This window comes from Corynebacterium sp. HMSC064H12, from assembly GCF_001809925.1.
Classification (GTDB): Bacteria; Actinomycetota; Actinomycetes; order Mycobacteriales; family Mycobacteriaceae; genus Corynebacterium; species Corynebacterium jeikeium_D.
In genome coordinates, this window is the sequence record NZ_KV799341.1 from 173,077 (window position 1) to 186,914 (window position 13,838).

Here is a 13,838-nt window from a genome sequence, read left to right on the forward strand (position 1 = left end):
GCCATGAGTGACACCGGTGAGTTTGATTTCTCTCTGGACAATCGCGTTGAACAAGCGATTGTGGATGCCAAGGTCGCTGCTCGTAAGGCATTGCCACGAAGCCGTCAGGACATCGACGAAGAAAGTGCCCATCAGCGGCTTGCACACCGCAGAGGCCAGTCCAACACAGCTTTCGCACTCATCCTGGAAAACTTGGAAAACGCCGAGAGCGCTGAGCGTGCTGAGCATGTTTTGGAATCCTTTCCAGATGTGACCGCCTCTGTGGTCTACAAGCCCGGACGCGCGTGGATTACCGCGCCCGATACCATCGATCCGAATCAGTTCATCGAAGCTCTCCGCGAAATTGGGGTCGAGTCGTACCTCACGCGCAGCACGCTTCGGCGTCGTGCAACTCGGCTGGATGTGTCACAACATCGCCGTCCCGCTGTTCCGGCTGCCGCTCAACAGAATGAGGAGGAGCGCATTCGCCGTCGTGAAGCGGCCTTGCGCCGAAGCGGCGGTGGCGCGGAAGTACTGTTCACGGCGCGTGAACTGGTGACCAAGCAACGCTTTTGGGGAAGCCTGTTCCTATCGATTCCGGTGCTGGTGACGTCGTTGAACGTCAACTGGCAGTTCCCGGGTTGGCAGTGGATGTGTCTTGTGCTGACCACGATTGTGGTGTGGTGGGGTGGTTGGCCGTTCCACCGGGCAATGGCGGCGTCCCTGCGTCGGCGGATGTCGGCGCTGGATGGGGCGAGCTCCATTGCCATCCTGCTGGCGTGGCTGTGGTCGCTAGCGCAGCTTATCTTTGGTCCCGCGGGACAGATTGGATATACCACTGCGCCCACTTGGTTTGCTTTCAACTACCGGGAAAGCGCCTCGGCAGAGGTGTTTTTCGACGTTGCCTGCGGTCTGACTGTGCTGTTGCTAACAGGTCGCATGTTTACGCGCTACAACAAGGTGCGTACTGGACAAATCTTGCGCAACCTGCGCATTCCAGCTGAGCGAAACGTGACAGTCGTGCGCAAGAGCGCTAAATCCGCGGAGCCGAAACGGGTGGAGGTGACGGTCGCGGAGCTCAATATCGGTGATGACATCGTGGTTCCACCGCACTCGGTGATTCCGGTTGATGGCTCAGTCATCGGTGGTGCGTCCACGATGGATGCGCAGCTACTCGGTATCGGCGTTGAACCGCAGAAGGTCAAGGTCAATTCCAAGGTTTGGGCCGGTGCAATCAACCTGGATTCGGAGCTCAAGGTGCGCGTGGAACGCACCGGTTTCAAGACCCGGGCGTCATCGATAGCGCGCTGGCTTCGTCAAGCGGTTCGAGAAGAAACGGTGATGCACCAGACCGCAGTGCACTCGGCATCAGAGCTGGTGCCATGGACGCTGTCGTTGGCGGGCGTGGCTTTTTGCGGCTGGTGGCTGGCGACTGGCACGATGAGCGGTGCCCTCGCGGTGGCGCTGGCTATGCTCTCGGGCATCGCGCCGGTGGCATTGGCAATGTCTACGTCGACCGTGCAGCGCATCGGGATTCTGGCCGGTGCTAGTAACGGAATCTTGATTCGTGGCAATGAGACTTTCCGAAAGCTGGCCGCTGCCGATGTGGTGATTTTTAACCGAGTTGGAACGCTGACCGAGGGTGACACCCACGTGCTCGGTGTCGCCGCTGAGCGCAATGAAAATCCGGATCTGGTTCTGCGTGTGGCGGGCGCTCTCATGATGGAGAGCAACCACCCGGCATCAGCGGCAATCGTGCGCGCGTGCCGTGTATCCCGCGACGCCGGTTCCGGCGGTGGCGAGGTGCCGCACTGGATTGAGACTGTACACGTCGCAATTGCGGAAGACGGTGCGTTCGTTGGCCAGGTAGAGATCCCGGTGAAGGACTCGGACGACAAGTTGGAGATGCGCTTTGTTGAGGGGCGCGTTTGGCGTCCGCGTGATCTCACTGCACTCAGCGAGAAAATGGCCGTGGCTGCGCTCAGTGGCGGTACTCCGATGGTGGTGTCGTGGCGTGGCAAGGTCCGTGGTGTCATCACCATTGGTGAGGACATTAAGCCCGATGCGGTCGAGAGCATTGACCAGCTTGAGGATATGGGCGTGGACACCATGATGATCACGCGAGATCCGTATCCAGTAGCCCGTCGTTTTGCTGACCGGCTGAATATCTCACGAGTATTCGCGGGCATCATTGCCTCCCGCAAGGCCATTGCGGTGCGTTCGGTCCACAGTGACGGCGAGACTGTCGTGATGGTTGGCGACAAGGACATCCGGGACTCTCTGCGTGCCGCTGACGTGGGTGTTTTGATGGACAACACCGAAGGCAATCAGAATCTTGATGTTGATTACGCCGATGTCGTGGCACTGCGTAACAACGTGTTGTCGATTCCGGAGGCCATTGAAATCGCACGTGCTGTGGTGCGGATGATGGACTCCAACATCTACTTTGCGTGGTTCTACAACGTTGCGGTCATCCTGCTGGGTATGACCGGTATGATTCACCCGCTGCTGGCATCGCTTTTGATGATTTTCTCCAGCTTGTGGATCGACTGGCGATCCCGTCGAGTGTCCTCTCGCCGCAAGCATCTATTCAGGGTGAAGCTGGGACGTTGGTAGGGCAGGGTAGCCCTTCATCCGAGTGGCCGTCTACGATGGTCACCGTGACTCAAGACATTAATGCTCCTCATGTCCCAGAAAACGTTGAGCTCACCGATCGTTCGGCAGAGTTCTTTACGCAGGCTCAGGCAGTGACGCCGGGTGGCGTGAACTCGCCGGTCCGCGCCTTCGGTTCCGTCGGTGGCACCCCACGTTTCATTGACCACGCCGCGGGCTCTCGTCTCGTGGATGTTGATGGTAACGAATATGTGGACTTGGTCTGCTCGTGGGGTCCAATGATTCTGGGCCACGCGCACCCGGCAGTGGTGGAGGCCGTTCAGAGCGCCGCCACTCGCGGTTTGTCTTTCGGCGCTCCGACGACGGCTGAGACCGACCTGGCTCGTCACATCGTTGAGCGCACGTCGGTAGATGAGGTGCGTCTGGTCAACTCCGGCACTGAGGCCACTATGTCCGCAGTACGCCTGGCTCGCGGTTTCACTGGCCGTTCCAAGATCATCAAGTTCGCCGGCTGCTACCACGGTCACGTGGACGCGCTGCTGGCATCGGCCGGTTCCGGTGTCGCTACTTTTGGTCTGCCGGATTCGCCGGGTGTCACCGGTGCATCGGCTGCCGACACCATTGTTGTTCCTTATAACGACATTGAGGCCGTCAAGGCCGCATTCGCTGAGAACCCGGGCGAGATTGCCTGTGTCATCACTGAGGCGGCAGCGGGCAACATGGGTACCGTCGCACCGCAGGACAACTTCAACGCGAAGTTGAAGGAAGTCTGCCACGCAGACGGCGCACTGCTGATTCTCGATGAGGTCATGACTGGCTTCCGCGCTTCCTACAACGGCTGGTACGGCATTGATGGTGTGGCCGGTGACCTGACCACCTTCGGCAAGGTCGTCTCCGGTGGTCTGCCGGCAGCTGCCTTCGGTGGTCGCCGCGACGTCATGGAGTACTTGGCTCCGAACGGTCCGGTGTACCAGGCAGGCACACTCTCCGGTAACCCGGTCGCTATGGCAGCTGGCCTGGCCAACCTGGAGAATGCCACGAAGGATGTCTATGACACCGTCGCAGCCAATGCAGATCGCCTGGCCACGATTCTGTCCGACGCCCTGACCAAGCAGGGCGTGGCCCACCACATTCAGCGTGCGGGCACGATGCTCTCGCCACGCTTCGCCGAGGGCGAGGGCCATAACTTTGAGCAGATGCAGGCAGCGGATACTTTCCGCTACCCGGCTTTCTTCCACGCCCTACTGGCCAATGGTGTCTACCCGCCGGCTTCTTGCTACGAGACCTGGTTCGTCTCCGCTGCGCTGACCGACGCCGACTTCGAGATTATCGAGCGTGCAGCAGCCCGCGCGGCCGAGGCGGCGGCAACCGCCAAGCCGGAGTAGGTGACACGTGCCGAACAAGACCAATTCGCAGGCAGCACAGCAGGAATCGCAGCCGACACAGCCGGAAAACCAGGCGTCTAAGCGTGCAACAAAGCACGCCAAGACCACGGTCGTACATCTCGTCCGCCACGGCGAGGTTTATAACCCGGATAAGATTCTCTACGGTCGCCTGCCCGGCTGGCACTTGTCTGAGCGCGGTCAGCGTCAGGCAGCGGCCACGGCCTCGTCCTTCGAAGGCCACGACATCCGCTACTTCGCCTGTTCCCCGCTACAGCGCACGCAGGAAACCTCACGGCCCTTCACCGAGATAATCGGCATGAAGCCGACCCTGGATGAAGATTTGCTGGAGGCTGGCAACTCCTTTGAGGGTTTACACATCAAGGGCATTGACTCCGCACTGTGGAATCCGAAGTACTGGCCACGGCTGCGTCGTCCGAGCGTGCCCAGTTGGGGCGAGCCCTACGAGGAGATCGCGGACCGTATGTTCCACGCCATCGAGCGAGCCCGCGAGGCCGCCGAAGGAGCGGAAGCGGTGCTGGTGACGCACCAGCTGTGCATCATTGCAGCTCAGCGTCGTGCGCGGTACTTGAAGCTCGCCCACAACCCGGCAACTAGGCAGTGCGATCTGGCCAGCGTGACCTCCTTGGTCTTCGTCGGCGACACCATTGTCGACGTGCGCTACAGTGAACCGGCCGGTCACCTGTAAGGTGAATAAATAGTTTTGTTGAAGTTTCACTGACCCCCGGAAGGTGGCACCCCAAGTGGCCAAGGTCTCATCGTCCCGAATTGCAGCAACGCTAGCGGCAGCAACTCTGTCTCTGTCGCTCGCAGCATGTAACCCCGGAGATTCAGTGGGACACGATGCCGTTGCCGTCGGCGGTCAGTTCGAGTTTGTTTCTCCAGGGGGTCAGCAGATCATTGACTACGCACCCGAGGAGCGCAAACCGGTCGGCAAGGTGTTCGGTCCTTCTCTAGAGGACGACGACAAGAAAATCTCCCTCGATGACTTCAAGGACCAGATTGTGGTCCTAAACGCCTGGGGGCAGTGGTGCGCACCGTGCCGATCCGAATCGGATGACCTGCAGTATGTCCAGGAACAGATGGAAGAGCAAGGTATCGGCACCGTTCTCGGCATCAACGTCCGCGACAATGTCCGCCAGGCTCCCATCGACTTTGTGAAGGACAACGGCATCACCTACCCGTCCATCTATGACCCGGCCTTCGTCAACGCCAGCGCACTGGGCGGCATCCCGGCTTCGGTGATTCCGACAACCATCATTCTGGACAAGCAGCACCGCCCGGCCAAGGTCTTCCTCCGCGAGGTCGATCACACCATGCTGATGAAGGCTGTTAATGAAGTGAAGGCGGAGGGCTAGGCCCCAGCATGGGAACTCTTGCCATGGACACGATTTATCTTGCCGATGGCATCGGCCAGCAGTTCGCCGACGCCGCCACCGGCGGTCCCATCCTATTAGGCCTGCTCGCTGCTGCGCTGGCTGGTCTCGTCTCGTTTGCCAGCCCGTGCGTCATTCCGCTCGTGCCCGGTTACGTCTCGTATCTCACCGGTCTTTCCGGAGCATCGGGGGCGCAGGGCCAGGGCTTGACGACGGGCACTGCGGACGCAACCGCCGTCGATAAGCGTGACGGCGATGGAGGGCGTGGCAAGCGTTCCGCAACTGCCCGCGTCGGCCTGGCTGCGTTGCTGTTCGTGCTGGGCTTCACTGTCATTTTCGTGCTGGGGTCGGCCTCAATTTTCGGGCTCGTGTCCACGCTGCGTCTGCAGGCGCGCACGCTGACGATTGTCGGTGGCGTGGTGACCATCGTGATGGGACTCGCCTTCATGGGCATGGTGCCGGCGCTGCAGAAGGACACCCGCATGGCGCCGAAGCGCTGGACCACGTGGCTGGGAGCGCCACTGCTTGGCGCGGTGTTCGCGCTGGGGTGGACGCCGTGTCTGGGCCCGACGCTGACTGCAATTATTTCGGTGTCCGCGGGCACGCAGGGTATGACCGCGGCCAGGGGAGTGGCGCTGATTATCGCTTACTGCCTGGGGCTGGGGCTGCCGTTCATTTTGGTGGCGCTGGGGTCGGCACGCGCGATGCGTGGAGTGGACTTCCTGCGTAAGCACTCGCGAACTATTCAGCTCATCGGTGGTGTGGCGCTGGTGCTGGTCGGAATTGCCCTGGTCACGGGACTGTGGGATGTTTTTGTTGCCTGGGTTCAGGCCGCTTTTATTACTGATACGGTAACGCCAATTTAGTGAAAGATTTTTCGATGTCGGTGAATTGGAATAAGGTACGACAGCCCTTCCAGCAGGTCTGGAACTGGTTGACCAGCATGCGCACAGCGCTGATTCTGCTGTTCATCCTCGCTTTCGCAGCGGTTCCGGGCGCCCTGTTGCCACAGCGCTCGCTGAATAAGGACAAGGTCGACCAGTATCTAGCCGCCAACGGCAAGACCGCCGAGATCATGGATAAGCTGCAGCTTTTCGATGTCTTCTCGTCCGTCTGGTTCGTCGCCATCGTGGCATTGCTGCTGATTTCCCTGGTTGGCTGCATTATTCCGCGCACCATCGACCACTACAAGGCCATGAAGACGCCACCGGCCAAGGCGCCGAAACGGTTGGCGCGTCTTCCGCTTCACGACGAAGCCGTGGTCGATGCCTCTGCGGATGAAGTTTCTAAGCGGGTGCGTGAGCGCCTGAACAAGTGGGCGTTGACCGAGACTCCAGCAGATGAAGATCGCGCTGGGGCACGATCCTTTTCCGCGGAGAAGGGATACCTGCGTGAGTTTGGCAACCTGGTGTTCCACCTGGGCATTGCGCTGCTGATTATCATCGTCGGCTTGGGCCGCATGATCTATTACGAGGGTCAGGTCATTTTGCTGACCAACACCGGCACCGAGATTTCTGACGACAACGTCAATAGCGCGGTGGGCGTTCCGTTCTGTAACACCGCTGCTGCGAACTATGACTCGCTGCGTGCTGGCAACACCTTCGACGGTACAACTCTGAACCCGTTCTGTATTCAGGTCGATGACTTCTTCGCCGATTACCTGCCGAACGGTCAGGCCAAGATGTTTACCTCTCATATCCGATTCGCAGAAGAAGAGGATATGCGCAAGCCGGTCGATGAGTGGGAAAAGACCACGCTGCAGGTCAACCACCCTCTGCGCATCGCCGGTGACCGCGTCTACCTGCAGGGGCACGGCTTTGCGCCTGCGTTCAAGGTGACCTGGCCGAATGGCGAGTCGCGTACGTCGATTGTCCAGTTCCGTCCGGATGATCCGACCTTCTTCCTGTCCTCTGGTGCGCTGCGCTTCGACCCACCAGCAGGCATGTACCCGGACTTGTTCGAGCGCCGCCAGAACCAGATTGCAATCGAGGGACTGTTCGCTCCGACCGCGGAGTTTACTGGTGAAAAGGGTGCTCTGCTGCAGTCCTCTTACCCGGCGATGCAAGACCCGGCCGTGGCTGTCGACATCTACCGCGGCGACGCGGGCTTGGACACCGGTCGTTCGCAGGGGCTGTTTTCCCTCGACCGCGATCTGATGCACTCGGGTCAGCTGGCTAAGGAAGCCCGCGTCAACCTCAAGCAGGGCGAATCCACCGAGCTTGCCGACGGCACCAAGATTGAATTCCTCGGTGCGAAGGAATTCGTCAACTTGCAGGTTTCGCACGATCCCACGCAGTTCTGGGTGCTGGTGGCAACTGTGGCCGCACTGGCGGGCATGGTTCTTTCGTTGGGCATTAAGCGCCGACGTGTTTGGGTGCGCATGTTCCCGCTGGAAGATGGCCGCACTCGCGTTGAGTTCGGTGGCCTTGCCCGCACCGACAAGGCAGGTTGGGGCGAGGAGTTCCAGTACATCGTAGATGACATCCTGGAACGTGACAGTGATGACGAGGATGCTGCTGACAACAATGCTGCGACCGACGAGAGCGCGGACGACAAGGACAAAAGCTAACTGACCACTAAGTCTGGTCCATCATTACTGCAGGGTGAATGCGCGGGGGCGAGAATTGCGCCTCCGCGCATTTTTGCGTCCCCCGTGTCCCCGGTCCCCTTTTGCTTAGTCCTGCTTTAGTACTAGGGTTTGAAGAAGTATTCCGCTAATTCCACACTTTGGAGCCAAGTACATGCTCGTCAATAAGACACTGGCGCAGTTTTCGGACTGGTCGTACTTCACGGCCTTCGCCTTTTATCTTGTGGCCTTTGTTATTTCCATTGCCTACTACAGTCGTCGTATCGCGGCCGCTGAAGCGAAAAGCCAGGTTGCGGAACGCGAGCTGGTAGCCGCCGGTGCGGGTGAGGGAGCTACCACCGCTAGTGTTGCTGACTCGGGGGAGTCGGCGACGAAGTCGTCGGCAAGCGAGCCTAAGAACCAGGTGCTGACGAACCGACTCGGCGTTGTGACGGAAATGCTGATTTACGTCGGGGTGGCCGTGCACTTTGCATCGGTGCTGCTGCGTGGCCTGGCCGTGCAGCGTTTCCCGTGGGGCAACCTCTACGAGTACGTATCAGTTTCAATCCTCTTTGCTATGGCAATTGCAGCTGGCGTACTGCATCGTGAAACCATGCGTGTGTTCTGGCCGTGGCTGTTGGCTCCGATTCTGGCGCTGATGTTTTACGGTGGTAAGAACCTATATGTTGAGGCTGCTCCGGTGGTGCCGGCACTGCAGTCGATTTGGATTCCGGTTCACGTCTCGATTATTTCTATCGGGTGCAGTATCGCACTGATTTCCGGTGTTGCCTCGATTCTCTACATGCTGCGGATGTACAACCGCGAGGGCAAGGAAAAGGGCTTCCTGGGCAAACTGGTCGCGCCGCTGCCGGATGCTCAAAAGCTGGATGCGATTGCTTACCGCACCGCTATTTGGTCCTTCCCACTGTTCGGTCTGGGCATTGTGCTGGGCGCTATCTGGGCCGAGTCCGCATGGGGTCGTTACTGGGGCTGGGACCCGAAGGAGACCACGGCGCTGATTACCTGGATTATCTACGCCCTGTACCTGCACGCTCGCGCGACTTCGGGTTGGCGTAATACCAAGGCCGCGTGGATCAACATCTTCGGTTTTGCCACCATGGTGTTCAACCTCTTCTTCATCAACCAGGTGGTTTCGGGCCTGCACTCCTACGCTGGTCTGAACTAAGTCTTCACACTTGTACAAAGCCGGCATCGCCGGGTGAACTAGAATCGCTTCCATGCGCGTTCTCGTCACCGGTGGTGCCGGCTTTATTGGTTCCAACTTCGTTCTCCGCACTCTGGCTACACGGCCCGATGTGAATGTCACGGTGCTGGACGCTTTCACCTATGCCGCGAACCCTGCGAGCTTGGATGGCGCGGACTGTGAAATCATCCGCGGCGATGTTCGTGACGCGGAGCTGATCGATCGCCTCGTGCCCCGCTTCGACGTGGTCGTCCACTTCGCCGCAGAGAGCCATAACGACAATTCGCTGGTGGATGCCGATCCCTTCGTCACCACTAATGTCATGGGCACCGTGAATCTGGCCAAGGCTTGCGCCACCCACGACGTCCGCCTTCACCACATCTCCACCGACGAGGTCTTCGGCGATCTCGCTCTCGACGATCCAGCACGCTTTACGACGGCCACCGCGTACAAACCCTCCAGCCCCTACTCGGCCTCCAAGGCTTCAGCGGATCACTTTGTCCGGGCGTGGGTGCGCAGCTTCGGGTTGGTTGCGACGATTAGTAACTGCTCGAACAACTACGGGCCGAGGCAGCATCCGGAGAAGCTGATTCCCCGCCAGATCTGTGGTCTGTTGCGCGGTCGTAGCCCTCGCGTGTACGGCACTGGCGAGAATGTTCGGGACTGGATTCACGTCGATGACCACAACGACGCGGTCTGGGCAATCTTGGATTCTGGCGAGGTGGGGGAGACCTACCTGATTGGTGCCGATGGCGAGCGTTCCAACCTCGACGTGGTCGGAGACATCCTGGAGGGCTTCGGTCGTGAGCGGTCCGACTTTGTCCATGTCACTGACCGCCCGGGGCATGACCGTCGTTATGCGATTGACCCCGCATCCATCCGCAGCCTTGGCTGGCAGCCGCGCTACCAAGACTTTTCCGCGGGGCTCGCCGAGACCATCGACTGGTATCGCGCCAACGAGTCCTGGTGGGCGGCGGCCTACGATGCCGCTGAGGCTGGCTACGCGGAGCGCGAGCAGGAGTTGTAGTTCGCTGCTGGGGCATGCCTAGCGAACCCTCAACGCACACTCAGTGCACACTCAACGCGTGCCACAGCCTCAGCCCGGGCGCCCCGTCTACACTTGTTACCCATGAGCCCTAAGAGCACATTCCAGCCCACTTCTATCGACGGCGTTTTCACCTTCGAACCGGTCATCCACGGCGACAGCCGCGGTAGTTTCCACGAGTGGTATCGCCTCGACGCATTCGCCGAGGCCACGGGCTACCCGTTCTTCCCGGAGCAGGCCAACATGAGTGTCTCCGCCGCAGGCGTTGTCCGTGGCCTGCACTTCGCTGACGTCAGCACCGCGCCAGATGGCCACCCCGGCCAGGCGAAGCTGGTTACTTGTCCCGCGGGCCACATCCTCGACATTGCGGTTGACCTGCGTCGCGGCTCCGATACCTTCGGCAAGGTCGAGGTTTTCGAGCTCGACAGCAAGACCCGCCGAGTGGTCTATCTGCCCAACGGCATCGGACATGGCTTCGTCTCGCTTGCCGACGACTCTGTGCTCACTTACCTCACTTCCACCGGTTACAACCCGGAGGCAGAGCGTGCTGTTAGCATCCAGGACCCGACTCTCGGAATTGACCTGGCTGCGCTGCTGGCCAAGGGTGGTCTCACCGACGCGGACATGATTCTCTCCGAGCGCGATCAGAAGGCTCCGACTATCGAGCAGTTCGAGGCCGAGGGCAATAAGCTCCCCAGTGAGTTTGACTGCAAGGATCTTGAGAACATGGCTCGCGACGAGTGGGCAATCGCCAACGAAGCGGCCGGGCAGTAAGGCAGAAAGGCGCGAGCACTATGAAGGGCATCATCCTCGCAGGTGGTACGGGCTCTCGGCTGTTTCCCATCACACTTGGCGTAAGCAAGCAGCTGGTTCCCGTCTATGACAAGCCGATGATCTACTACCCGCTGAGCACGCTGATGCTAGCGGGAATCAGGGACATCCTCGTCATCACCACGCCACATGATGCCCCGCAGTTTGAACGCTTGCTTGGCGACGGCTCGCAGTGGGGCCTCACCCTCACCTTTGCCACCCAAGACGAGCCCCGTGGTCTCGCTGAAGCGTTCATCATCGGTGCGGACCACATCGGCGATGACTCCGTTGCCCTCATCCTCGGCGACAACATCTTTTACGGTGCTGGCTTCGGCACGCAGCTGCGCCGCTTCCATAACGTCGATGGCGGAGCGATCTTCGCCTACTGGGTCGCAGATCCCACAGCCTATGGAGTCGTGGACTTCGACCAAAGCGGCAAAGCCGTGGCGATCCAGGAGAAACCGAAGAAACCACGCAGCCATTTCGCGGTGCCTGGTTTGTACTTCTATGATGCCGAGGTTGTTGAGATAGCTCGCTCGCTGCAACCGTCGTCACGCGGCGAATTGGAAATCACGGATGTTAACCGCGCCTACTTGGAGCGCGGGAAACTGCAGGTAGAGGTGCTGCCGCGCGGCACGGCATGGCTGGACACGGGCACGGTGGACAATCTGATGGCCGCGGGTGATTTCGTGCGCACGATTGAGCAGCGGCAGGGGCTAAAGATTGGCTCGCCGGAAGAGGTGGCGTGGCGCATGGGATTCATTGACGATGCTGCGCTTAGCGCGCGTGCCGACGCCCTCAGCGCCAGTGGCTACGGGGAATATCTACAGCAGTTGTTGCTGCGTGGCAAGGACGTTTAGTCAGTTTCGCCGGGATTATCGGGGTTGTCGTCCTGCTCCCGTTCGCGCCGCTCCTGCAGCTCCTGCTCACGTTTACGGCGATCGAATTCGGCCTTCTTGAGCTTCCAGAGAAACTCCGGATCATCGTCGGGAGCGAGCGGACGGGGTTCCGGTTGCGGAGCGGAAATACGTCGCATGCCGTTGCCGCGACTGCCGGGGCCAAATGCCTTCCACAGCATGACTACGACAAGGATGATGAACAGCAGCAGAATGAGCCGACCCATGTAATAGCTAACCTCCTGGATTTACCGACTAGAATACGCAACGAGTCCCGTAGTGCCCACGAGGGGTATCGCACTGCATGCGGTACGGCGTACAGAGTTCGTTAGGGTACAAAGGAACGTTGGACACGAACAGCCATGGACGCTAGCAACGCCCGGGCACAGCACAGGCGTAACACGTAGAGGTGAGGGTTTAATGACCAATCCAGCAGAGCAGGACAAGTTGGCTTCTGAGGCTCAGATGCCAGCAGCTCCGGTGACCAAGAATGCTGGTCGCGGCAATGCCATGAAGGGGCTGTTCTGGTACGGCCTTGCTCGTCTGCTGCTATTCCTAGTGCTGTTCTTCATTCTGCTCGTGATTATCTACCTCGTTAATGTGCAGATTCCGGCTGCAATTACGGCTGTGTTCGCACTGATTATTGCGATGCCGCTGTCGGTTTTTGTGTTCCCGAAGCTGCGCGTCCAGGCCAATGAGTCTGTTGCAGTGTGGTCGGAGAACCGCCGCGCGCACAAGGAATACATTGCGCAGCAGATTAAGGACCGCGAGGAAAACTAGCGCACCTTCTCCAGGGCCCGCTCGATAGCCCGGTTCACCGCTTCCGGAGCCTCGAGCGGCAACATGTGGCCGGCCCCGTCGACTTCAACCAGTTCGGCGTCCGGCCACTTTTCCATAATTAGGTCTGCTTGCTTGCGCGGAGTGACATCGTCCTTCGTGCCCACCAGTACCGCTCCTGGCAAGCCCTCCAAGTAAGGCCCGGATGCGAACTCGTCGTGATCCTGCAGGTCGTCGAGATATCCCACGAAAGTTTCCAGCGGTGTTTCATTAATCATGGCCGCGTGGAACTCGATGATCTCGTAGTCCGTGCGCCGGGCGAACACCGCCACCGCCAACGACGGCGCCATCAGTGACGCGATTGCCTCGCGGAACTTGCGAATCTCCTTCGGCGAGGACTCAATTGCATTGCGCGCCGCATCCGCCACCGGGGACGCCAGAATCTGCGGCACACCCTGGGCGGCCAGCTTGTCGATAGACGTGGAAATCAACACTACGCCTGCTATCCGACGGCGAATGCTTTCCTCGGCAGCCCGCACCATGTGCAGTGCAATCAAACCGCCTAGCGAATGCCCAACCACGATGAGTTTTCCGGTCGCGGCACGCTCGGCGATCACGGCCAGCGCATCGGCCGCAGCCCCTTCGACCGTGCAGAGTGAAGCCGGAACCGCTCCGGTCTGGCCGTGGCCGCGCAGATCCATAGTCAACAGGCGTGCTTCCGGGTGCGACTTGCGCAGCGCGTTGAACTGCCGGTACCAGGACTCACCAGCCAGGGTGAAGCCGTGGACGAAGACGATGGTCACGGGTTCTTTGGCGGGTTCGCTAGGTTCAACCTCGTACCAGTGCACCGGAATATCGGTGGTGACAGCATCCGGCTTGTCGCTGGCCTTCCGCTCGTCGTCCTTGGCCGCAATCTCGGCCGTGACCGGTGCGGTCTTGATATGCACCACGCCGGTTGACGTGAGATCGGTGAGTCCCGGTTCACGGGTCTGCGAATGCAGCGCACCGTGCTCCAGCGCCAGTCGGCGGCGTCCCGATTTGGTCAAACGCAGAGCAGCGCTGCGGGCGAAAGCTGGAGCCTTGGCTGCTGTGTCGCCAACTCGGGTTGCGGCCTCCTGGACGTCGTCAAGCGCCTTGTGCGTCAGTGTGCGGAAGTCCATCGGTACCCC

The 13,838-nt window shown here is 60.0% G+C and carries 13 protein-coding genes; 11 read left to right on the plus strand and 2 right to left on the minus strand.

Features of this window, described 5'->3' with window-relative positions; translation table 11 throughout:
* The first annotated feature begins 3 nt into the window (after positions 1 to 3).
* The 10 genes from HMPREF2681_RS05690 (at position 4) to rfbA (ending at position 11,856) form a co-directional block, all read left to right on the plus strand.
* A complete protein-coding gene (locus tag HMPREF2681_RS05690) occupies positions 4 to 2,595 on the plus strand; it encodes a heavy metal translocating P-type ATPase (protein WP_016421992.1) in 2,592 nt (863 codons plus the stop codon).
* A 35-nt stretch (positions 2,596 to 2,630) separates the two neighbouring features.
* The gene (gene hemL, locus HMPREF2681_RS05695; RefSeq protein WP_049190552.1) at positions 2,631 to 3,977 is read left to right on the plus strand and encodes a glutamate-1-semialdehyde 2,1-aminomutase; all 1,347 of its coding nucleotides are present in this window, start codon (positions 2,631 to 2,633) and stop codon (positions 3,975 to 3,977) included.
* 7 nt (positions 3,978 to 3,984) lie between these two features.
* Positions 3,985 to 4,683 carry a histidine phosphatase family protein gene (locus HMPREF2681_RS05700; RefSeq protein ID WP_076772585.1) on the plus strand — a complete coding sequence of 233 codons (699 nt, stop codon included), beginning with the start codon at positions 3,985 to 3,987 and terminating at the stop codon, positions 4,681 to 4,683.
* A 55-nt stretch (positions 4,684 to 4,738) separates the two neighbouring features.
* The gene (locus tag HMPREF2681_RS05705) at positions 4,739 to 5,353 is read left to right on the plus strand and encodes a TlpA disulfide reductase family protein (RefSeq protein ID WP_016421995.1); all 615 of its coding nucleotides are present in this window, start codon (positions 4,739 to 4,741) and stop codon (positions 5,351 to 5,353) included.
* 23 nt (positions 5,354 to 5,376) lie between these two features.
* Complete coding sequence (locus HMPREF2681_RS05710; RefSeq protein ID WP_070546392.1) at positions 5,377 to 6,237, plus strand: cytochrome c biogenesis CcdA family protein; 861 nt, start codon at positions 5,377 to 5,379, stop codon at positions 6,235 to 6,237.
* A 14-nt stretch (positions 6,238 to 6,251) separates the two neighbouring features.
* Positions 6,252 to 7,940, plus strand: coding sequence for a cytochrome c biogenesis protein ResB (locus HMPREF2681_RS05715; protein ID WP_070546362.1), 1,689 nt, complete (start codon positions 6,252 to 6,254; stop codon positions 7,938 to 7,940).
* Between the two features lie 172 nt (positions 7,941 to 8,112).
* On the plus strand, positions 8,113 to 9,123 hold the full coding sequence (gene ccsB / locus HMPREF2681_RS05720) for a c-type cytochrome biogenesis protein CcsB (RefSeq protein ID WP_016421998.1): 1,011 nt from the start codon (positions 8,113 to 8,115) through the stop codon (positions 9,121 to 9,123).
* A gap of 52 nt (positions 9,124 to 9,175) precedes the next feature.
* Positions 9,176 to 10,168, plus strand: coding sequence for a dTDP-glucose 4,6-dehydratase (gene rfbB / locus HMPREF2681_RS05725; protein ID WP_016421999.1), 993 nt, complete (start codon positions 9,176 to 9,178; stop codon positions 10,166 to 10,168).
* A 102-nt stretch (positions 10,169 to 10,270) separates the two neighbouring features.
* Complete coding sequence (locus HMPREF2681_RS05730; RefSeq protein WP_016422000.1) at positions 10,271 to 10,960, plus strand: dTDP-4-dehydrorhamnose 3,5-epimerase family protein; 690 nt, start codon at positions 10,271 to 10,273, stop codon at positions 10,958 to 10,960.
* Positions 10,961 to 10,980: 20 nt separating this feature from the next.
* Positions 10,981 to 11,856, plus strand: coding sequence for a glucose-1-phosphate thymidylyltransferase RfbA (gene rfbA / locus HMPREF2681_RS05735; RefSeq protein ID WP_070546364.1), 876 nt, complete (start codon positions 10,981 to 10,983; stop codon positions 11,854 to 11,856).
* Here rfbA and HMPREF2681_RS05740 read toward each other — a convergent pair.
* Positions 11,853 to 12,119 (minus strand): hypothetical protein, encoded by a 267-nt coding sequence (locus HMPREF2681_RS05740; protein ID WP_016422002.1) that lies wholly within the window; start codon positions 12,117 to 12,119, stop codon positions 11,853 to 11,855. The two genes, rfbA and HMPREF2681_RS05740, sit on opposite strands and share 4 nt — an antisense overlap.
* Positions 12,120 to 12,312: 193 nt before the next feature.
* Between HMPREF2681_RS05740 and HMPREF2681_RS05745 the strand changes: the two genes are divergently transcribed.
* Entirely contained in the window at positions 12,313 to 12,672 is a 360-nt protein-coding gene (locus HMPREF2681_RS05745; RefSeq protein WP_016422003.1) for a DUF4229 domain-containing protein, read from the plus strand.
* On the opposite strand, the gene HMPREF2681_RS05750 is transcribed toward HMPREF2681_RS05745, so the two are convergent.
* The gene (locus tag HMPREF2681_RS05750) at positions 12,669 to 13,829 is read right to left on the minus strand and encodes an alpha/beta fold hydrolase (protein ID WP_049192983.1); all 1,161 of its coding nucleotides are present in this window, start codon (positions 13,827 to 13,829) and stop codon (positions 12,669 to 12,671) included. The two genes, HMPREF2681_RS05745 and HMPREF2681_RS05750, sit on opposite strands and share 4 nt — an antisense overlap.
* Positions 13,830 to 13,838: the final 9 nt, after the last annotated feature.